Origin of the sequence: Alistipes intestinihominis (genome assembly GCF_040095975.1) — a bacterium.
Classification (GTDB): Bacteria; Bacteroidota; Bacteroidia; order Bacteroidales; family Rikenellaceae; genus Alistipes; species Alistipes senegalensis.
The window spans coordinates 61,790-83,289 of sequence record NZ_JBBMFL010000012.1; the positions used below are offsets into that span (position 1 = coordinate 61,790).

General features: G+C 60.5%; 12 protein-coding genes. 1 reads left to right on the forward strand and 11 read right to left on the reverse strand.

What is annotated here, in order from left to right:
* Positions 1 to 29: 29 nt before the first annotated feature.
* The 3 genes from WMO46_RS10620 to WMO46_RS10630 all read right to left on the reverse strand — a co-directional run bounded on the left by WMO46_RS10620 (position 30) and on the right by WMO46_RS10630 (position 4,581).
* Positions 30 to 2,126, reverse strand: a complete 2,097-nt coding sequence (locus WMO46_RS10620) for a S46 family peptidase (protein WP_288661760.1) — start codon at positions 2,124 to 2,126, stop codon at positions 30 to 32.
* Positions 2,127 to 2,198: 72 nt separating this feature from the next.
* Complete coding sequence (gene nadA, locus WMO46_RS10625) at positions 2,199 to 3,140, reverse strand: quinolinate synthase NadA (protein ID WP_019151903.1); 942 nt, start codon at positions 3,138 to 3,140, stop codon at positions 2,199 to 2,201.
* 388 nt (positions 3,141 to 3,528) lie between these two features.
* Entirely contained in the window at positions 3,529 to 4,581 is a 1,053-nt protein-coding gene (locus tag WMO46_RS10630) for an Mrp/NBP35 family ATP-binding protein (RefSeq protein ID WP_349094320.1), read from the reverse strand.
* A gap of 165 nt (positions 4,582 to 4,746) precedes the next feature.
* Between WMO46_RS10630 and sppA the strand changes: the two genes are divergently transcribed.
* On the forward strand, positions 4,747 to 6,513 hold the full coding sequence (gene sppA / locus WMO46_RS10635) for a signal peptide peptidase SppA (RefSeq protein ID WP_349094321.1): 1,767 nt from the start codon (positions 4,747 to 4,749) through the stop codon (positions 6,511 to 6,513).
* A 69-nt stretch (positions 6,514 to 6,582) separates the two neighbouring features.
* On the opposite strand, the gene WMO46_RS10640 is transcribed toward sppA, so the two are convergent.
* The 8 genes from WMO46_RS10640 to WMO46_RS10675 are packed head-to-tail and all read right to left on the reverse strand — an operon-like array spanning position 6,583 to position 21,494.
* On the reverse strand, positions 6,583 to 8,595 hold the full coding sequence (locus WMO46_RS10640) for an FG-GAP repeat domain-containing protein (protein ID WP_349094322.1): 2,013 nt from the start codon (positions 8,593 to 8,595) through the stop codon (positions 6,583 to 6,585).
* A 9-nt stretch (positions 8,596 to 8,604) separates the two neighbouring features.
* Positions 8,605 to 10,479: a sialate O-acetylesterase gene (locus WMO46_RS10645; protein ID WP_349094323.1), complete on the reverse strand. Its 1,875-nt coding sequence runs from the start codon at positions 10,477 to 10,479 to the stop codon at positions 8,605 to 8,607.
* 15 nt (positions 10,480 to 10,494) lie between these two features.
* The gene (locus WMO46_RS10650) at positions 10,495 to 12,105 is read right to left on the reverse strand and encodes a sialidase family protein (protein ID WP_349094324.1); all 1,611 of its coding nucleotides are present in this window, start codon (positions 12,103 to 12,105) and stop codon (positions 10,495 to 10,497) included.
* A 5-nt stretch (positions 12,106 to 12,110) separates the two neighbouring features.
* On the reverse strand, positions 12,111 to 13,703 hold the full coding sequence (locus tag WMO46_RS10655; protein WP_349094325.1) for a sialidase family protein: 1,593 nt from the start codon (positions 13,701 to 13,703) through the stop codon (positions 12,111 to 12,113).
* Positions 13,704 to 13,726: 23 nt separating this feature from the next.
* Positions 13,727 to 15,664 (reverse strand): DUF5017 domain-containing protein, encoded by a 1,938-nt coding sequence (locus WMO46_RS10660; RefSeq protein ID WP_349094327.1) that lies wholly within the window; start codon positions 15,662 to 15,664, stop codon positions 13,727 to 13,729.
* A gap of 12 nt (positions 15,665 to 15,676) precedes the next feature.
* On the reverse strand, positions 15,677 to 16,675 hold the full coding sequence (locus tag WMO46_RS10665; protein WP_349094328.1) for a DUF5017 domain-containing protein: 999 nt from the start codon (positions 16,673 to 16,675) through the stop codon (positions 15,677 to 15,679).
* A 21-nt stretch (positions 16,676 to 16,696) separates the two neighbouring features.
* On the reverse strand, positions 16,697 to 18,325 hold the full coding sequence (locus WMO46_RS10670; RefSeq protein WP_349094329.1) for a RagB/SusD family nutrient uptake outer membrane protein: 1,629 nt from the start codon (positions 18,323 to 18,325) through the stop codon (positions 16,697 to 16,699).
* 19 nt (positions 18,326 to 18,344) lie between these two features.
* The gene (locus WMO46_RS10675; RefSeq protein WP_349094330.1) at positions 18,345 to 21,494 is read right to left on the reverse strand and encodes a SusC/RagA family TonB-linked outer membrane protein; all 3,150 of its coding nucleotides are present in this window, start codon (positions 21,492 to 21,494) and stop codon (positions 18,345 to 18,347) included.
* Positions 21,495 to 21,500 lie beyond the last annotated feature (6 nt).

Here is a 21,500-nt window from a genome sequence, read left to right on the forward strand (position 1 = left end):
CTTCTCTATCTCACCGGAAAATCCGGTCTTTATTCGAACTGCAACTCGTCGAGCAGCCAGCCCGCACCGGCGAACTTGTCGATCACGAAGAGCACGTAACGCACATCCACGGCGATCGTGCGCTGCAATTCGGGTTCGAAGGCCACGTCGCCCGACATCGCCTCCCAGTTGCCGTCGAAAGCCAGTCCGATAAGCGATCCCTTGGCGTTGAGCACCGGCGATCCCGAGTTGCCGCCCGTGATGTCGCAGTCGGCCAGGAAGCAGGTCGGAAGCTCCCCCTTGGCATTGGCGTAACGGCCGAAATCCTTGGCGGCATAGAGTTCCTTGAGCTTCGCAGGCACGGTGAATTCCGTCGGATTTTCGGGATTCTCCTTCTCCATCACGCCTTTGAGCGTCGTATAATAGTTGTAGCGGATGCCGTCCGCGGGATTGTAGGGCAATATGCGTCCATAGGTCAGACGGATCGTGAAATTGGCATCCGAAGCCCACGCTTTCTTGGGCTGCATGCGCATCAGACCCGCGATGTAAAGACGGTGGCCGTCGGCGTATTTCTGACGCCCCTCCTTCTGGGCCTTGCTCAGTTCGCGCATCTTCCCGACGATCGACTCGCTCAGCACCGCCGCCGGGTCCTCCTTGAGCTCCTTGCCCGAAGCGACGGCCGCCAACGCCCGCTGTTCGTCGGCGAAGACCGAATTGTCGTAGAGATAATCCACATAGGCATCCGTATCGCCGCCGAAACGCTTGTCGATCACCTCGGCGAAGACCGAAGGCAGCTCTTTGCAGTTCTCCTTGACGATCCGGAACATCCGCTTGGCGACACGGCGGTCCGTGGGCATGTTATAGTCCTTATAGAAACCTTTCAGGGCCTTCTCCAGCTCAGCACCTTTCAGCGAACCCGAATAGCGCGCCGGGGTAAGAATCTCCACGGCCCGAAGGAATGCCTCCTGCAAATACTGCAACGACGCATACGAGGGAAGCGTCTCCTCCACCGACTCGCGGATCTTGTCCAGCGCATCCACGTAGCCCTCGGTCGGCAGCGTGTTCTTGGCGGCCCACGCCCGGAAAGCGGCCTCCTGCTCCTGTTTGCGGCCCTTTACATCCAGCCGTTTGATGCCGCGCGACATGCCGATCGAATTCTTCCAGTAGTTCGACGACTGGGCGTATTTCGAGGCATACTGGATGCGGACCTTGTCGCTGGCGGCCATATCCTCCTTGAGGATCGCCTGCCGCTCGCCGCGGATGAAGATGCGCTGGGGATTCTCCACCTCCAGCATCCGGTCGATCTCGTAGGAGGTCATGTAACGCTGCGTCGATCCCGGGAAACCCATGATCATAGCAAAGTCGGCTTCGTCGTAGCCGTTCAGCGAGACTTTCAGGAATTTTTCAGCCTTGTAAGGGCGGTTTTCGGGCGCATAGTCGGCCGGCTTGTTGTCGGGTCCGGCATAGACCCGGAAGATCGAGAAATCGCCCGTATGACGCGGCCACATCCAGTTGTCGGTGTCACCGCCGAACTTGCCGATCGACGTCGGGGGCGTGCCGACCAGCCGCACGTCCGAAAAGACCTCGATCACGAAGGCGAAGAACTGATTGCCTCCGAAGAAGGGTTTCACCGAAATCTCCATACCGGGGTTCTCCGCCTCGAAGCGGCTCTTCACGGCCTCCGCATGTTCTGCGACCAAGCGCGAACGCTCCTCGCCGCCGGCGATGTCGGGCACGGCACCCAATACGTCGGACGTTACATCGACGATCTTGCGGATAAAGCGCACTTTGAGCCCCGGAGCGGGAATCTCCTCGGCGCGCGACATGGCCCAGAAGCCGTTCTTCAGATAGTCATGCTCCACCGACGACAGGGCCTGGATCGACCCGTAGCCGCAGTGGTGATTGGTGAAGAGCAGACCGTCGGGCGACACGATCTCGCCCGTGCAGCCGCCTCCGAAGATGACGATGGCGTCCTTCAGCGAGGAGTTGTTCATGCTGTAAATCTCCTCGGCCGAGAGTTTGCAGCCGCGGGCCTTCATGTCCTTGGCATTCATCTTCTGAAGGTAGGGCAGCATCCACATGCCCTCGTCTGCCGCGGCCGAAAAGGTGACGCACGCAGCAGCAAAGAGTAAAAAGAGTTTCTTCATGTTTTCTTATTATTTTTTCAATTAGATTTTTATAAAAAAGAAAAAGAATTAAAATCCGAAAGAAGAAAAAGTCTATTTGATGGCGATCATATTCCGGATCGAGCGTTCGGCGCTGCGGCGCACCTCCTCGTCGAGGACGATCTCGGGGGCTTCGTTTTCAAGACACGCACAGATATTCTCCAGCGTCACCATCTTCATATAGCGGCAGTTGTTGCAGGCGCAGGTCTCGTCGTCGGGAGGCGCCGGAATGAAGGTCTTTTCGGGGTAGCGCTTTTTCATCTCGGCCAGAATCCCCGACTCGGTCACGACGATGAACGCCTGCGCGTCGCTCCGCCCGCAATACTCCAGAATACCCGCCGTGGAACCCACGTAATCGGCCGCTTCGAGGATATAGGCGCGGCATTCGGGATGCGCCACGACCTTGGCTTCGGGATGCTCCCGTTTGAGTTTCAGGAGCTTTTCGAGCGAAAACTCCTCGTGGACATGGCAAGCGCCGTTCCACAGCACCATGTTCTGCCGTCCGGTCAGCTTCTGAATATAGGAACCCAGGTTGCGGTCCGGGGCGAAGATGACCGGCTGGTCGGCGGGGATCGACTCCACGACTTTCAGGGCGTTGGACGAGGTGCAGCAGATGTCCGTCAGGGCCTTGACGCCGACCGTGGTGTTGACGTAGGAGACCACCGTATGACCGGGATGCTGCGCCTTGAAAGCCGCGAATTCCGCGGCGTCGCACGACTCGGCCAGCGAGCAGCCCGCCTCGGGACAGGGTATCAGCACCTTTTTTTCGGGGCAGAGGACCTTGGCGGTCTCGGCCATGAAGTGCACTCCGGCGAAAAGGATGATGTCGGCATCGACCGACTGCGCCTTCACCGACAGGGCGAGCGAGTCGCCCAGGAAGTCTGCGACGGCCTGCACCTCGGGAGTCGTGTAGTAGTGAGCCAGGATCACGGCTTTTTTCTCCCGTTTGAGTTCCTCGATGCGGCGGGTGAGTGCGGCGGAGTTTTCGACGTTCATTTTTTATTTTTATTTCTTTAATTAAATTAAATAATAAAGAAGAATAGATATAATAGCTGTTGATATTGTTGACAACCGGGAGTGTTATTTCCCAATCAACAATTTTTCTTTTTCATGTTTCTTATTTCGAATTTTAATCTGTTAGAAATCAAAAAAATAGGAAAATAATCAACAATTGTTGAAAATAGTTGCGGACATACCGACAGCCATTTGTTTTCAACATTCCGTGCCGTTTCCGTCGGGTTCGGCCCCGGCATAACTTCTCATAAAAAAATTTGGTTTCGGGAAAAAACCGATTATACCTTTCCTCATTTCTGAAAAGCAAATTTTCGGGACTCGATTTTTCACCTTTTTTCCAACGGTTATCGACAGGTTATCGGGGGAGTTATCAACCGTTTTTCATCACTTTTGAAACCACCTTTTCGGCGATTTCCCGGTAGTACTCCTCGACGCGGGGGTCGATGCCGGCCGCAGGGCGTCCCTTCTCCCCTCCTTCCATGATCGACTGCACGATGGGGATTTCGCCCAGGAAATCCACTCCGCTCCGTTCGGCGAAAGCCCGGGCTCCGCCGCGGCCGAAGATGTAGTAGCGGTTTTCGGGCAGCTCGGCGGGGGTGAACCACGCCATGTTCTCGATGATGCCCGCCACGGGGATGTTGACGTTTTCGTTGCGGAACATCTCCACGCCGCGCACGACGTCGGCCACGGCGATCTGCTGCGGCGTCGAGACGATCACCGCGGTGTCGATCTTCAGCTCCCCGATGATCGAGAGGTGCACGTCGCCCGTGCCGGGGGGCAGGTCCGCCAGCAGGAAGTCCAGCGTACCCCACCGGGTCTGGTGGATCATCTGTTTCAGGGCGCTGACGGCCATGGCTCCGCGCCACAGCAGGGCGTCGGTGGGTTTGATGAAGAAACCGATCGACATCAGCCGGATGTCCATCGACTCGGCCGGGACGATGCGGTCCGCACCCTCCTCGGAGACGGCTTCGGGAACATACCCTTCTACCCCGAACATTTTGGGCTGCGAAGGTCCGTAGATGTCGGCGTCGAGGATGCCCACGCGGAACCCCATGTTCCGCAGCGCGACGGCCAGGTTGGCCGTGACGGTGGACTTGCCTACCCCGCCCTTGCCCGAAGCCACGGCGATCACTTTGGCGATGCCGCCCGTCGTGGTGTTCTGCTTGGGTTCGGGGCGCGGTGCGGCGCCGCCCTCCTTGACGACCACCAGCACTTCGGCGTCCGGAAAAGCCTCGCGCAAAAGAGCTTCGGCCTGGTTCTTGATCTTCACCGCGAACGGATCGCGGGCTTTGGCGAAGCGCAGGACGACCGTGACTTTCCCGTTCGCGGCGGCCGTATGTTCGATGAATCCGCTCGTAACGATGTCCTGCCCCGTTTCGGGATGGACGACCGCTGTGAGCAGGCGTTTGATTTTTTCTTCCATGCAGTAAGAAAGGTTTGTCTTTGACAAAGATAACGCATATTTATAGAATTAATGGTGTATATCTTACTTTTTTATCGAAAAACGATAAATTTTATTTGTTTTTCGTAAAATATCGTTATATTTGCTCCTGATAAAAAAGACTTGTGAACAAATAAATAAAGGATTATGAATTTTGTGAAGACTTTTCTGGCCGGGCTCCTTGCGGTCATCGTGGGGACGTTCCTGGTGTTTTTCCTCTGGATTTTCATTCTGCTGGGCATCGCCGGGTCGATGGAAAAAAGCGTTGCGGTGCATCCCGAGTCGATCCTGAAAATCGACTTCTCCGAGGTGCTGACCGACGCTCCCTCGTCCGATCCGCTGGCCGGCATCGACCTGATGACACTCCAAACCACGCGGCAGCTGTCGCTGTTCAAGGCGCTCCGGGCCATCGAGGCCGCCGGGGCCGACGACCGCATCAAGGGCATCTACCTGCGCATGAACGGCGGGGGCGGCGTTACGGGTTCGGCGCTGCTGGAGGAGCTTCGTGAAGCGCTCCTCGAATTCAAGCAGAGCGGCAAATTCATCGTCGCCTACAACGAAACCTATTCCCAGGGGCAATATTACCTCGCCTCGGTCGCCGACAAAATCTACTTGCAGCCCGAAGGCGGCATGGAGTGGTCGGGGCTGGCTTCGGACGTGATGTTCTACAAAGGGCTGTTGGACAAGCTCGACCTTCGCGCCGAGGTGTTCCGCCCTACCGCCTGCAAGTACAAGAGCGCCGTGGAGCCGTTCATCCTCGACAAGATGTCCGCCGCGAACCGCGAGCAGATGCAGGCGCTGGTCAATTCGATGTGGGGAACCATTTCGGGCGCCGTCTGCGAATCCCGCGGCATCGACTCCGTGAAGATGCGCCGGATCACCGACAACCTCCAGGTGACGCTTCCCGAGGAGGCGCTCGAATACGGATTCGTTGACAGCCTGCTCTATGAAGACCAGATGGAAGACGTTTTCGCCGAACTCGGGGTCTCTGACGACTATGATTTCATCACGCTGGGCGACTACGCTTCGCAGGTCGGCGCCGATCTGAAAAACATCTCTGCCGACCAGGTGGCCATCGTCTATGCCGACGGTCAGATCGTCGATGGCGAGGGATACGGCAAGGAGATCTACGGCAACACGCTGGCCGCGAAGATCGCCGGCGTGCGCGACGACGAGAAGGTCAAGGCCGTGGTTCTGCGCGTCAACTCCCCCGGCGGCAGCGCGCTGGCTTCGGATGTCATCTGGCGGGAGGTCGAGTTGCTCCGGGCCGAGAAACCCGTCGTCGTGTCGATGGGCTCCTATGCCGCCAGCGGCGGTTATTACATCTCCTGCCCGGCGGATGTGATCGTGGCCGACAAACTGACCCTTACGGGTTCGATCGGGGTCTTCGGCATGATCCTCGACACCCGCGAGGCGTTGAAGAACAAACTCGGCATCACCATCGACGGCGTGCAGAGCAACGCCTCGTCGAGCTTCCTCGCCACGCAGCCCCTCACCCCGGTCCAGCGCTCGATGATCATGCGCGGCGTGGACAAGGTTTACACCACCTTTACGAAGGACGTGGCCGAAGGCCGCAACCTGCCCATCGAGAAGGTCCTCGACATCGCCGGCGGACGGGTCTGGTCGGGTGCGGATGCGCTGGGTATCGGCTTGATCGACACCTACGGCGGTCTGAAGACGGCCATTGCGCTGGCTGTGGACAAAGCCGATCTGGGCGACAACTACCGTGTGACCGAGGTGACCGAGACTCCGACCGGATTCGCGGCTTTCATCGCGTCGCTCAACATGAGTGTCCGCGAGGCTTTCACCCGTTCGGAACTGGGGCTGATGATGAAGGATTACAACACCGTCCGCGAAGCCTTCCGCCAGCAGGGCGTGCTGATGTACTCGCCCTACAAGGTCGAGATTCGGTAGCATTATCGCTCGATGAAAAAAAGGCTCTCCACTTGTTCGGAGAGCCTTTTTCCGTTTATCGGCACGGCATCAGTCGTCGATGCCGACGGTCGTGATCCGGTCGTGTTCGAAGAAGAAATATTTGCCGCTTTCGCATCCGACCACCAGATTCGGACCCTTCGACGTGTCGCCCAGCATACAGGGTTCGGGGGCGTTCGAATGGGCGCCGAGGTAGAAGTCCTTGCCGTCGATCTGCAACTGGACGGGCTCCTTGAAGACCATCTTTTCATTGGTCCCGGCGTTGATCAGCAGCATTACCTGCAAACCTATTTCCTTCTTTTTGAAACGGCTGTAGGGAAGTCCGCGTTCGGGCGAGGGATACGACGACCGTTTGACCGAACCGATCAGCAGGTCGAGTTTTCCGTCTCCGTCCCAGTCCACGAAGCGCAGTTTGCCGCGGCCCATCTGTCCGAGCGATTCCATCGCATTGTTGTGGCCGGTGATCTGCGAACCGTCCGTCAGGCGGAGTTTGCCCATGTCCTCGACGTTGAAATCGTCGATCTGGCGGTACATGTGCAGGGCGTTGTCCTTGTCCATGATGACGATGCGGTTGCTGCCGCCGATCCGGGCGATGGCCGGGCGGACGCGCCAGGTGCCGTAGAGTTCGAGATTGTCCACGCTCAGGGCCACGGGAGCGTCGAGTTCGGGTTTCTCGCGGGTGCCGCGGTTGAGCATCACCTCGAATTTGGCCCGCGAACCCGAGACCACGACATCGGGCAGTCCGTCGCCGTTCCAGTCGCAGACCGTCGGGCAGAGATAGCCCCACGAGGCCTCGAAAGGACCCTGCACGACATGATACCCCGGGCGCAGCAGGATCGGGCTGCCTCCGGCGCAGACCTCCTCCGAACGGGCGAAATCGGGTTTGGTGTTCGTGCCGCGGTTCTTGAAGAAGAGCAGCCGTCCTTCCGAATTGCCGGCCACGATGTCCAGTGCGCCGTCGCCGTCCCAGTCCACGACGCTGGGCACCGTCAGCGAGCCTCCGTAGAGCGGGGCGTTGCGTTGCAGCACCGGCGCCGGGTCGGAGTAGATCGGGGCTCCTTCGGGCGTGAAGCCCAGGAAGCGATAGCGGTACATCGCCGCTTCGCCGCCGATGATCAGGTCCTGCCGGTCGTTCCGGCCCGAGGGATAGGGAATGACGCGCGAACTGTAAGCCGTATGCACACGGATGCGCTCGTTGTCGCGCATGGCGTGGAGCGGCGGCAATCCCCCGGTCGGAATCTTTTTCCGGTAGGGAATGAACTTCATGCTTCCGAGTTTGTTGGTGAAGAGGTAGCCGTCGCAGCTGCCGTCCGCCGAGCGCACGCAGGCCAGTTCGCTGGCCCCGATGACGAGGTTCATGTTGTTTCCCACCTGTTCGACATCGGTGATCTGGTTCCAGTTGCCGGCGTCCAGCGTCATGCGGAAGAGTCCCGATCCGGGCAGCGCTCCGCGGTAGATCTCGGCGCCGTCGTAGTAGGACTGACGGTCGCCCTTGAAAGTTTCGGGGCGGTAGGACTGTCCGTCGTGGCAGAGGATCGCCAGTTCGATGTCGCGTTTGCCGCGGCGGATGCAGTCGAACGACGCTATCGGATAGGGAATGCCTTTCAGCACGCTTTCGGCGATCGTCGTGAAAGCCCGGCCGTCCCAGCGGGTGACGACGAGGCGTTTCGTGGAGAGGCGCAGCAGGTAGACCTCCTTGCCGTCCTGGAAGATGCGGATCTGAGAGGGGAAGTTTTTCTCCTTGTCCCAGGGGGTCGCCACGCGTTGCGGCGCGGCGTATACGAGTTCGCCCTCCGGCGTGGTCCCGTCGTAGGGACAGCGCCAGAATCCCCGGGCGTCGGGCATTCCGCTCGCTATGAAGACGAAAAGATCGGGATATTGCTCCGAGGAGATGTAGGCGAAGCCGCGCGGGGCGTTGCTGTATGTCAGTCCGAACGACATCGGGGCGAGCCCCTCTTCGCCGCCGGCCGCGATGGGTCGTGCGTGTTGCAGCGGCCCTGCCGCCCAAAGGCTTTGCAGCGTCAGGGCGCAGAGGACCGCGAGGATAAGACGTGTCTTTTTCATGGCGTCAGGTTATTTCGTGTAGACGATTTTCGGTGCCAGAAGCGTCACTCCGGCGAAATCCTTGGTGCGGGGGAGCGTCACGCTTTCTCCAGCCTTCACGTCGCGGTAGTAGATGCCGAGGATGCCGGGTTTGCTTTTGTCGTGCGTGGTGTAGCGGATTTCATCGTCGCGTTCGGGTTTCCAGCCGTTCAGCACGTCGGCCGTGTGGCTGTTGCGGCGTACGGCGATGTAGATGCGGCATTTCTCCCGGGCAGTCACTTTGCAGGTGAGCATCTGTTCGCCCAGCCCGGCGTCGTGTATCAGCATCTCGTAGCCGGCGAAGCGTTCGGGGAGCTTGGTCAGCGGGTAAACCCGGTTGGTGAAGAACTTTTCGCCGAGGCGGAAACTCCCCACCGTGAAACCTTTGCCCGAAGCCGTCACGGCGGCTCCCGAGAGCGATTCGGCGGGCTGGCGGGCCGGAGCGGCCTTGTCGTCGGCATCGCTGCGGAAAGGGGCTACGGGGAGTCCGGCCGTATCGAAGAGATTGCCGATGGCGCCGTCGCTGAAACAGTAGCGCACGGCCGTCGGGCGGGCCACCTGTTTGCTCCAGACGACGAGCCGGTTGTTTTTGTCGTCGATGATTCCCTGCGCCGGGACGAATTTCATCGAGGCGTCGCACACCTCCAGTCCGCGGATGGCGTCGTCCTTGCAGACGATGCCCCCTTCGGCGTTGTCGAACGAGACGTAAACCTGCGATTTCCGGAACTCCGCCTGCCGGAAGGTCGGGCTTTTGTATTTCCGGCCGCTCTTGCCGTAGACTTCGGCGAGGGCGAAGCCGGCCAGCCGGTCGCCGACGCCTTGTTTGTAGCGGGGATGGATGTTCGTCACGTCGTCCACCAGATCGGAGATGACCGCCATGCCCGTCGATGGAACCGTCGCGGCGACGCGGGCCTGCTGTTCGCGGACCACGGCGCCGGAAGTGCCGCCCTCGGCGCGGGCGTGGGGGGCTATCTGCACGAAATAGAAGGGCAGCGTCCGGCCGAATACCTTGCGCCACGACTCGATCATCATCGTGAATTCATCGCCGTAGAGTGCGGCGTTCGTCTTGTTGGATTCGCCCTGATACCAGATGGCTCCGGCGAAGGTCGTGTGACGCAGCGGGTGGATCATGGCGTTGTAGAGCGAGCCGATCTGCCAGAGTTTGCTTTTCGGCTGTTCTTTCCATGAGGCGACCATCTGTGCGTTCTTGCCCATGACGTTGGCGGGGGTCCAGACCTCGACGGGAGTTCCGCCCCACGACGAGTTGACCAGTCCGACGGGCTGCTGGAGTTCATCGGCGAGGCGTTTGCCGAAGAAATAACCCACGGCGCTGAAATAGAGGGCGCTTTTGGGGGTGCACACCTGCCAGCGGCCTTCGCAGTCGTCCTGCGGATACGGGGTGCTGTTTTTCGTGACGGTGAAGAGGCGTATTCGGGGATTCATCGGGCTTTCGAGCTCTTTCTTCATATCCGCGATGCCGTTGGCCGCGCTCCAGTTCATGTTCGACTGTCCGCTGCAAAGCCATACCTGGCCGATGAGGATGTCATCGACTTTCCGGACCGCCTTTTTATTGGTGGCGAAGGTGATCGAACGGGGTTCCGCCGAGGCGGCGGGGGTGGTCAGTTCGACGCTCCAGGCCGTGTCGTATCCCACTTTGACCGTCACGGCTTCGCCCCACGAAGGGGTGACCGTCAGCGTGGCGTTGGGATCGGCCCAGCCGTGCAGCCTGACGGTGGTTTTTTCCTGAAGGACCATATGGTCGCCGATGATGGCCGGCAGCCGGAGGAACGGTTGCGCCGCCGCGGAGAGGGCGCCCAGCAGGCAGAATCCCGCGAGGAGAAGCGCTTTTCGGATGCTGTGTTTCATGGTATCTGTTTGTTTTTAAGGTTTGTGTAAGGTTCGGACGTTGTCGGGGGCGGCCGCTCCGGGTTCCCGGAACCGTTCGATGCGTTTGAATACGAGGAAATTGGCGTCGTGCTGGCGGTTCGGAAGGCCGCGGGGCTCCTCCACGGCCAGCCGGATGACGGCGATCAGGTCGTCGCCGTCGAACTGCCAGTCGATGTATTGGAAACCGTCGAAAAAGGGGTTGTCGCTTCGGATGACGATGCGTTCGACATCCCAGCGGCGGAGGTCCTCCGAACTGATGAGCGCCAGGGTGTTGCGGATCAGTCCGCAATGGATGCCGCCGGCATAGATGCCTGCGTGGGCGAGGCCCCGGAACTCTTCGCAGACGACGGAGGTGAGCGACCAGTAGCGCTGCGACAGCGAATCGTAGCGGATGGTGAACTTCTTGCCGCCGCCCGGCATTTCGACGATGTCCCTGCGGGGATCGAACGCGAGCCGTTCGGGGCTTAACACGCGGACGATGGCCGCCGAGCGGCCGCAGGTGTGCTCGTCCACCCGCAGGACGTTGACCAGCGATTGATCGGGGGCGACGACGATGTTGCCCTCGATCCACTGGCGGAACCTGTTCCCGTCTATCCATGCGGGATCGTAGTCGAGCTGTTCGGAGAGGCGCCAGCTCGAAGCCTGCATCAGATCGGCTCCGACGGGTGCCGACATGACGAACGCCCGGCGCTGTTCGCCCGGCGTGTTGGTCTCCATGGCGCGCCAGATGCGTCCTCCGTGCACGACGACCGGAACGGGGGCCGAATGGTACTTGCCGCGCCGGAGGATGCCCTCGTCGGAACGTGTTTCATCGGGGAAACTCCACGTGCGGCCCATATCGTCCGAGCGGCAGATGATGATGTCGCCCTGAGGCGTGGCCGTTCCCATCATGTATAGCGCACCCTGATGGAGGAACACCGTGTAGAAATTGATCGGATAGCGTCCCCGCGACCAGTGTTTCCAGGTCGCACCCCGGTCCGTCGAGCGGTAGAAATCGACGTTCCGCTGGAGATTCGCGCCGCTGCACGCCGCCAGATAACTGCCGTCGGGGAGGATCAGCAGATTGGGATTGGTGATGTGCGTGCGGCGCAGCTCCCGGACCTGTGCGATGACCACCCCGGGAACGGGCGCCGTGCCGGCCACGCGAAGGTTTTCGGCGAAGAGCATGCAGGAGGGCCCCTCCTGCTGCGACGGGAGTTCCAGCCAGCGGCCGGGGGTGTCGTAACTCCGCCGGTAGAGCCGGTAGCGGGTTTTATCGACGAAAAATCCCTCGCCCGTGGGGAGCCATTGCGTCGTGTCGGGCCGGGCGCCGGAGAGCGCCAGCAGCAGGTCGCAGGGCTTTGACGCCCGCACCGCTTCGGGGCCCCGGAACTCCCGCAGGCTGACGGCATAGGTCATCCCTTCAAGCCGTGCGGGGAGGCTTTTGCCGAAGCGGTTGCGCTTGTACTGGGGAAAGACCTCCGCACCGGGCTGCGCCTGACGGATGTCGATCAACCGTCCCCGGACTTCGATGATCCCCTCCCCGCGCGGGGAGGCCGCAAGGGGTTGCGGCTTTCCCGTGCAGAGAAGCAGGAGCAGCGGAGCGAGCAGTCGGATTCGGCGCATGGCGGTCAGAGGTTTCGGAAGTCGGCGATGCGCAGGAAGCTCAGGATATTGGCGTCGTGCTGGCGGTAGGGCAAGCCGCGGCGTTCGGGGCAGGCCATGCGGCATACGGCCACGAGGTCGCTGCCGTCGAACTGCCAATCGACGTATTGGAATCCGTGGAAGAAGGGGTCTTCGTTTTCGAGGACGACCTTGTAGGGAACCCACGTGATCAGATCGGTCGAGTAGCACAGCACCAGCCGGTTGCGGATCAGGTCGCGGGTGATGCCGTTCAGATAGAGGCCGTCGTTCTTCATTCCGACGTATTTCGAGGCCGCAGGATTGGAGAGGGTCCAGTAGCGGCGGCTCTGCTCGTCGTAACGGATCGTGAATTTCTTGCCGCCCCCGGGGAAGGTGATGAAGTCGTTGGAGACGGAGAAGGTGAGTTTCGACGGGCTGGTGACGGTGACTTTGGCCGCCAGCTGGCTGGTCTGCCGGCTGCTGGCCCGAAGGATGTTGTAGAGACCGTCGGAGGTGGCGACCATGTTGCCCTCGATCAGCTCGGTGACGGTCTTTTCGTTGACGATCATTTCGTTGTCGGTGATCAGGTTGTCGGATTTCGTCCAACTCGACGCGTCGAGCAGGTCGGCATCGACGGGTGCGGAAATGACGAACGGACGTTTGATGGAGGTGTCGCTTCCGGCCGTTTCGCAGGCCCGCCAGAGGCGGCCGTCGTAGACCACCACCGGCACGGCGGCCGAGTGGAAGCCTCCGGTGAGCAGTTCGCCGTTCGTGGCGTCGGTGGGTTCGGTCCAGGTCACGCCGTTGTCCTCCGAGCGCGAAATCAGCAGTTTCTGGTTTCCGGCGCCGGCGCCCATCATGTAGAGTGCGCCCTCGAAGACGAAGAGGTTGTAGTAGTTGCGGATGCCGTTGAGGGCCGTGACGTTCTCCACGAGAAGCGACCAGGTGGCGCCGCGGTCCTTCGACACGAAGAGCGCCGCGCCGTCCGTGACTCCGGTGCACGAAGCCACATAGTTCCCGTTGGGGAGGATGGCGATCGAGGCGTTGCTGACGGTGCTGCCGCGCAGTTCGGGGACCTGTGCGACGACGGTTCCCGGTACGGGATCGCAGGCGACGCTCAGGGTCTCGGCGAAGAGCATCGTGGCATATTCGCGGTCGGCCGGATCGGGGATTTCGATCCATTGTCCCGGGGTGCGGCAGACGTAGGAGTAGAGGTGATAGGTGAGGTCGTTCACCGTGAAACTCTTCTCCGTGGCGCTCCACCCTGCGGCGTTCAGCCCAGAGGAGGTGGTGGCCATGTAGACCGTTTGGGCGCTGCCGCAGCGGAAAGCCTCGGCGCCGCGGGCTTTCAGGAGCCCGGTGGCATAGGAGAGCGGCGTATCGAAGAGCGTTTCGATGTCCGAGTCGAAAATATAGTCGGATTGCTGGGGGAACGCCTCCTTTCCGGCTGCGAACGTCCGGATGTCGATGAGCGTTCCGCGAACCTCTACGGCCCCGGCGGGCAGAGGCGTTTCCGCGGCACCGCCGTCCTCTTTCTCGCAGGCGCCGAAAAGAAATCCGGCGAGAAGAAATAAAAGCGCTGTTTTGATGCTGTTTTTCATGGTAATGAGTTTTCGGAGTGGGGTTATTCGGTGACGGTGACGCTCTTCCGGAGCAGGATTTGTTTTTCTCCGGCCAGGGTCGTCACCGTGCCGACCACCGCTACCTGGTAGGTGCCGGGGGCGGTGAACGTGTACTGATAGCTTGCGGGCTGCTCGTCGTCGGAGCCCTTGATCACGAAGGGGCTGTCCTTGCCCACGTTCTTCGCCTCGGGGCGCGTCAGCTTCGGCATCACGAGGTAGGAATCCTTGTCAACTGTGGGTCTGAATGCGGCTCCCAGACGCAGGACATAGGGATAGCCTGTGTAGGCGAAGAGTCGGAACGGATTGGTTCCGTCGCCGGCATCGAAGGTCGGGCCCTGAACGAAAGTCGGATAGCTCGGGTCGCTCACGCCGTCCACATATTTCTGGCGGTAGATCTCCGTATAGGAGCTCTCCGACTTGTACTGGGCCCGCACCCACATGTCGTAGGAGTAGAAATAGGTGCGGCCGTTGCCGACTGTGCCCGTTTCGGGGTCGATGTAGTTAGCATCGTATTTGTCCACGTGGTAGAAAAAGGCGATCCAGCAGCTGTTGCCTTCGCCCGAGAACCAGTCCGTGCAGTCGGCCGTGCCCGCATCGGAGGGTTTGGTCGAAGTGCTGGCGGCGGGGTATCCGGGATCGACGCCGTGCACGGGCTTCTCCATGTCGAACCGGTCGGAAACATCGGTCCATGTGGCGGCGAGAATCCCCTCCTGGGTCATCGTGCCGTCGAAATCGGTCGAGTACATCACCTTGGCGGGACGGCGTTGTGTGCCGCTGTTGAGCAGCATCATGAAATTCATCGTCATATCGGGCTCCTGCATCCGGTCTTTTTCCGCATAGGCGTAGTCGTGGCCCTCCTCGCCCGACCAGAAGTCCACGCGGTCGGCGATGCCCGTCATGGAAACCGTCAGGGGCTCTCCGACCTTGCAACTCAATACGGGGATTTCGGCCTCGAATTCGTCGGAGAGCACGAACTCGTCGAGCGAAAGCTCATAGGACTTGGTGTAGTGGCGGTTCGGGCGCAGCACGACCTGTTCGGGGATGGTGTAACCGTAGATCGAATTGTCGATGGCCGTCACTTCGAGGCGGAGCGTACCGGCCGGATGGGTTCCGGGAGCCGCCACCAGATAGGCGCTGGCATAATCCGTCTTCGTGACGGCGAGGTTCGTGTCGAAGGTCAGCGCGAGGCTCTGCGAACCCCCCCCCTCCCCGATGACGACGGGCAGTTCCGCTTCGGGATCTATGGCCCGGGTCAGGTCGATGGTTCCGGCCGGGATGGCGAGCGCCGCGGCGTCGGAGAGCAGGCGGACCTGCTTGACCGGCACCGAAGCGAGGGCGCAGTCGGCGGTCATTTTGAAGCGCAGTTCGACGATCGAGAAGACGTTGGCAAAATTGAACAGGATCGCTCCTTCGCCCACGGTTCCCGCAGGGATGTCCACCGGTGCGGCCGTCATCAGCCCGTAGCGGGCGATATGGGCCGGGGAGTTCCCCTCCGACTGGGTTTGCAGGGCCGGGAGCGAGAAGGGATGGGCCTCGGGATTCGGCGTGCGATCCGTGATTTTGGCATAGGGATAGTAGGCGTAGTAACTCTGGGCGGCGGTTTTCGTCCACGTGAAAAGTTCGTAGGAGTCCGATGCCGAGAACGAGCAGCGTGTGGCGTCGCTCTTGTAGGGGGTGGCTGTGTAGGCATAGTTGTCGCCCGAGGAGCGGCCGTCGTTGCGGCCGTAGATGCCCACTTCGTCGGCCTCGGCCCAGGCGATGGAGAGCGTCCGGTCGTCGTTGGTTCCGACCTCGGTGCGGGTCGTCGCCGTTCCGCCTGCGGAGAAGAGCACCGCTTGCTTTTCGCCGGGGAGCGTTTCGCGCGGCATGGTGTCGTCCTGACTGCACGCCGCCAGGAACAGCGACGCAGCGATGATCGTAAAGGTTATGCGGTTCGTCATGGTCTTGTCGTTTTATTGGTTCCACTCTCCGGGCTGCGGCGGCGTGATGCCGCCTTCGTCCTCGATAATCCGGACCGAGACCTTTCGGATGACCTCCTTGCGGCCGTAGACGTTGGCGTTGGCCGCCACGAAGGCGATTTCATAGTCGCCCGGTTCGGTGTAGGTATAGGCGTAGCTGCTCAGCGAAGCCTCGGCCATCGCCTTGATGCCGACGCCGAAGTCGGGACCGTCGTTGATCTGGTCCATCCGGTAGATGGGTCCGCTGACGGCCCAGCATTCGCGGGAGACCGTGGGCTGGAACTCGCTGCGGAAAAGGATGCGCGAGGCATTGATGTCGGGCAGCGAAGTGGCTCCTTCGAACGAGGCCGCCTGCACGAGCTGCCAACGCATGTCGGCGAAATCGTAGAGCGTGGAGACCGACTCTCCGGCTATGCCGTTGAACTTCGTCGCCTGGATGTTCCATTGCGTGCGGCCGTTCTTTATCGCGGCGTCGTAGGGTTCGACTACCCAGTGGAAACTGAAATAGAGCGGGGTTTCCGGGTCGGAGAAGTATTCGGTGACATTCACGTCGCCCGACAGCAGAGCGGTTATCCCGGTGTCGGTCGGCATCGTGAAACGGTCGGTGATGTCGATCCACGTGGCGGCCCGCACGGCCTCTTCGGTGTATTCTCCCGAGAAGTCGGTGGAATAGCAGACCGGGACATGCGAGGGATTGGGGTTTCCGGCCGTTCCTGCGGTGGTCGTCGTGGAGAAGGAGAAGGTCATCTCGCTGTCCGTGATCCGGTCGGTATCCTTGTAGGCGTAGTCGTTGCCCTTCTCGCCCGAGTAGAAGATGATGAAGTCGGGGTTGCCGCTGAAATGGAACCGGACGGGTTCGCCGACCTTGAAGGTTTCGGCTTCGAGCGATACGTCGAAGTGCACGTCGTCTACGTCGTCGAGGTTCTTGCGGCATCCGGTCGTCAGCACGGCGAATGCCGAAAACAACAGAAGATATTTCATTGTTCGTTTCATAATCGTTTGATTGTTCGGATGTCACCATCCGGGGTTCTGGACCAGCGCACGGTTGACACCCAGTTCGTAGGTGGGGATCGGCCATATCTCGTCGCGGCGGTTGACGTTGTTGTAGGTGCGCCGGGCGTTTACGTAGTACGAGGAGGTGTAACTGTCGGGAATGGCCGCCGCGAGGCTGCGGGCGTAGCGCATCCGGTCGTAGAATTCGCCCCAGCGCACGATGTCGTCCTTGCGGAGCAGCTCGAAGCCCAGTTCGCGCGGCCGCTCGTCCTTGATGGCCTCCAACAGGTAGCTCTTGTCGCCCGTTTCGAGATCGACGCCCGCGTCTGGTGTGTTGATGTCCTTTCCGAAGCCGCGGCGGCGCACCTGGTTGACATATTCGTAGGCTTGTTTCAGGTCGTCGGCGCTGTGGTTGTCGGGGTCGGCAGCGACGCCTTCGGCCCAGATCAGCAGGATGTCGGAGTAGCGCAGCAGCGGGAAATTGATGGGCGTGTAGTTGGTCGATCGCGGTTGGCTGAGTTCGTATTCGCGGCGGAATTTGCCGCAATAGCGGGTCCAGATGTAAGAACTCGTCAGTTCGGTCTTGGTACCCGTCGTCGTGTTGTAGGTGAAGGGTGCGATGGTCCAGTCGCGCCGCAGGTCGCCGGTCTCGAAGAGCGTGAAGAAATAGGGCGTCGTGCGGATCGCGCCGATGGAGTAGCCGAAGAGATCGACGACCGATTTCCCGGTGTCGCCGATGATGTTCGTGCTCGAACAGCCGATGCCGTTGTTGCGGCCTACCATGCCGGCCGTCGTGGTGTAGGTCCCCTCGTTCGTGCCCCAGAACTCCACTTCGAAAAGGCTTTCGCCCGCGTCGTACTTGTCCTGGATGTAGTTGATGAAGACCTGCTCGTAGGAGGCGTTCATCGCGTGGCTTCCCGTGTCGATGACTTTTTGGGCATACTCCTTGGCCTTGGCGTACATTCCCGGCTCCTTCACGGGGTAGCCCGCCATGTAGAGGGCCACGCGCGCCAGCATTCCGTAGACGGTCGATTGGCTGACACGGCCCGGCGACTGCAATTCGGCGGCCGTGCGGACCAGCGGAGCCGCTTCCTCCATGTCCTTGATGATTTGCAGGTAAACGTCGCGCGTGCTGCTCTGCGGCGTCTGCACGCTCTCGCGGTTGCCGTCTTCGGGGACGCTGAGGATCAGCGGGATGTTGTGGAACCGGACGACCAGCAGGAAGTGGTAGTAGGCCCGCAGAAAGAGCGCCTGCCCGTATATGTTGTTGCGGGTGGCTTCGTCGAGCTGCGGCTTGTCGATGTATTTGATGAGCATGTTGGCCCGGCCGATTCCGTCGTAGAGGTCGCGCCAGAAGGTGAGGATCTTGGCGTCGGCGGGCGAGACGTCGTAGTCGCCCACCGAACCGTAGTCCGAGGAGTAGCTTTCGTAACCGATGTCGGCCGACAGCCCCATGCGGCCCAGCAGGTTGCCGCCGTAGAGCGTCGTGTTGGCCAGCGTGGCATAGACCCCGTTGAGCGCCGTGTTCATTTCGGTTTCGTTGTTGTAGTAGTTCGACGGGGTGACGAAATCCTGCGGCTCGGTGTCCAGCAGGCTGCACGAGGCCAGGAACAGTATGCAGAGGCTTAATAAGATGGTGTTCTTTTTCATATCCGTAGGCTCCGTTAGGTTAGAAAGTGACCTTGATGCCGGCCGTGTAAATCCGGTTGCGGGCATAGGCCGAGTAGTCGAAATTGGGTGTCAGGGCCGAATTGCGAGTCGAGACCTCGGGGTCGAGGCCCGAATAGGAGGTCCAGGTCCAGAGATTCTGCCCGGCGATGAAGACCTGCACCTGGTTCAGATGGATCTTCCGGGTGAACTTCTTGGGCAGGGTGTAACTCAGCTGAAGGGTTTTCAGCCGCAGGAACGAGCCGTCCTCGATGGTCCGTGAACTGTATACGCCCGCAGGGCCTCGGCCGCCGACGCGGAAGTTCTTGCTGTCGGTGTTCGTCGGCGACCAGCGGTCTACGTAACTCTTGTACTGGTTGATGGATTTGTTGGCGTAGTTGCCTTCGAAGATGATGCGGTTGGCGTTCATCACGTCGGAGCCGTAGCGCCACTGGAAGAAGACGTTCAGACTCAGGTTCTTGTAGGTGAAGTTGTTGTTGAATCCGCCCATGTGGATCGGCTCGCAGCGCCCGATGACCACCATGTCCTGATCGTTGACCACGCCGTCGCCGTTCTGATCGACGTATTTGATGTCGCCGGGCTGGATCGAGCTGCGGTCGTTGCCGTTGGTGGCGACGCCTTTTTTCAGCGTGTAGTTGCCTGCGGCGTCCTGATCGAAATCCTCGTAGCCGTAGACCCCGGCCCATTCGATGCCGTAGAACTGCGCGACGGGCTGTCCGACTTTGGCCAGATAGAGATAGGTGGAGTTGAAGTCGCCCGTGAAGCTGATTTTCGAGAGGTAGTTCTCTTCGCCCTCGGAGAGCGCCAGCACCCGGCTGCGGTTGAAGCTGATGTTGAAATCGGAGCTCCACTCGAAGCGGCGCGTCTTGACGTTCACCGTGCTCAGAGAGATTTCCAGTCCGCGGTTGCGAACCTTGCCGATGTTCTTGTAGACCGAGCGGTATCCCGAACTGTAAGGCAGATTGGCGTTCAGCAGCAGGTCGCGGGTCTTCTTCTGGTACCAGTCCACCGTCAGGCTGATGCGGTTCTTGAAGAGACGCAGATCCAGTCCGGCATCGACCTGCTCGGTGCTCTCCCAGATCAGGTCCTGATTGCCCAGGCTGCTGGTGACGATGGCGTCGGCGGGCTGGCCGTTGTTGAACGAATAATAGTCCGAAAGGGTCAGCGACGGGTGCACCGAGTAGTCGCCGATGCGGTTGTTGCCGGTGACACCGTAGCTGATGCGCAGTTTGGCGTCGTCGATGAAGCGCAGGCGGCGCATGAACTTCTCCTCGCCCAGACGCCATGCGAAGGCTCCCGAGGGGAAATAGCCCCAGCGGTTGTCGGGAGAGAATTTCGACGATCCGTCGGCGCGGAACGAAACGGTGAACATGTAGCGCGACCGGAAGCTGTAATTGATGCGTCCGAGCCACGACATGAGGTAATTCTCCGTCAGCAGCGCCGTCATCGAGTCGGGCAGACCGTCGTCGATGCCGCTGATGCCGAGCGATTCGTTGGGGATCTGCATGCTCGAATAACCGAAGCGCCGCTGGCTGCTGCCCTGCATCGTGAATCCGGCCACGGCGTTGAGTTTGTGGCGGCCGTTTTTCCAGTCCTTCTTGTAGGTCAGCATGTTCTCGTTCATCCAGTCGGTCCGGTTCGTATTCAGCACCGAGCCGTTGACGCCCTTTGAGTTGGTGAGCGTCTGATAGCCCTTGTAGGTCTTGGAGTTGTTGAACTCGGTGGCCTCGGTGAGGAAGCGCGAATAGCCGCCGCTGATGCTCAGACGAAGGTTTTTGTGCAGGTTGTAATCCAGCTTGGCATTGGAGATGAAGGTCTGCTTGCGCGTGACCTTGTCTTCGTTCTTGCTCGACAGAATGGGGTTCATCGTCGATGAGTTGTTGCCGTCGAAATAGTCGTCGAAAAGCTCCTCCTCCGAGTTGACATTGGTGATGACCGGGCGGTAGGCCCATGTGCGGTACATCAGGTACGAGGCATAGGCGTTGCTCGTCGTCAGGGCGGAAGACGAGGTCTGTCCGTAGGTCTTGTCGCCCATGTAGCTGGCGTTGACGGTCACCTTGGCGTTCTTGTTCAGCTGCTGGGTCAGCGAGATGCGGCCCTGATACTTCTCGTATCCCGAGTTGAGGATCACGCCCTTCTGGTCGGCCATCGAAAGCGAAACGGCATACTTGGTCTGCTTCGTGCCGCCGGTCATCGAGAGATTGTGCATGTGGATGGCCGCGTTGCGGAAGAGCTTGTCCTGCCAGTCGATCCCCTGCCCCATCCGCTTGTAGTCTTCGAGCGTGCGGTCGAGGTTGTTCAGATAGGTGTCAACGCTCGACGGCTGGCGCTCGATCTGGTACATGACGAAATCGTAGGCGTCCATCATGTCCATCTTCTTGGTCACGGTCTGGAATCCGTAGGTTCCCGAGTAGGCGATGACGGGCTTGCCCTCCACACCCTTTTTCGTCTCGATGATGATGACGCCGTTGGCGCCGCGGGCTCCGTAGATGGCCGTCGCCGAGGCGTCTTTCAGCACCGTGATCGAGGCGATGTCCGCCGAGTTGATGGCGGCGTTCGAGAAGTCCTCGATCGGGAATCCGTCGATGACGTAGAGCGGTGCGTTGCTTTGGGTGAGCGAATTGGCGCCGCGGATGACGATGTCCATTTCGGCTCCGGGCTGTCCGTCGGACGACGAGACCGAGACACCGGCCAGGCGTCCCTGGAGAGCCTGATCGAAGTTCATGACCGGGGCTTTCACCAGATCCTCCATCTTCACGCTGCTCAGCGTTCCGGTGATGTCTTTGCGGGCCTGTCCGCCGTAGCCGATTTCGATGACGACTTCGTCGATGGCGCTGGCCGACTCTTCGAGGGTGACGTCGATGCGCGTGCGGTTGTTTACGGCGACCTCCTGTTCGGCGTAGCCCAGCAGCGAGAATACCAGCACGTCGCGCGCCGACGCTTGGATGGAGTAGCTGCCGTCGCCGAGCGTGGTCGTTCCGCGGGTCGTTCCCTTTACGAGGACGACGGCTCCGGCGATGGGCTGTTTGCCCGGATTGGTCACCTTGCCTTCGACTTTGCGAGGTGTCTGGGCCGATAGCGGCGTCGGGCTGCCTCCTGCGAGGAGCAGGAGCAGCAGCACGGCGCGGCATATCATCTGTATGGGTTTCATAGGTCG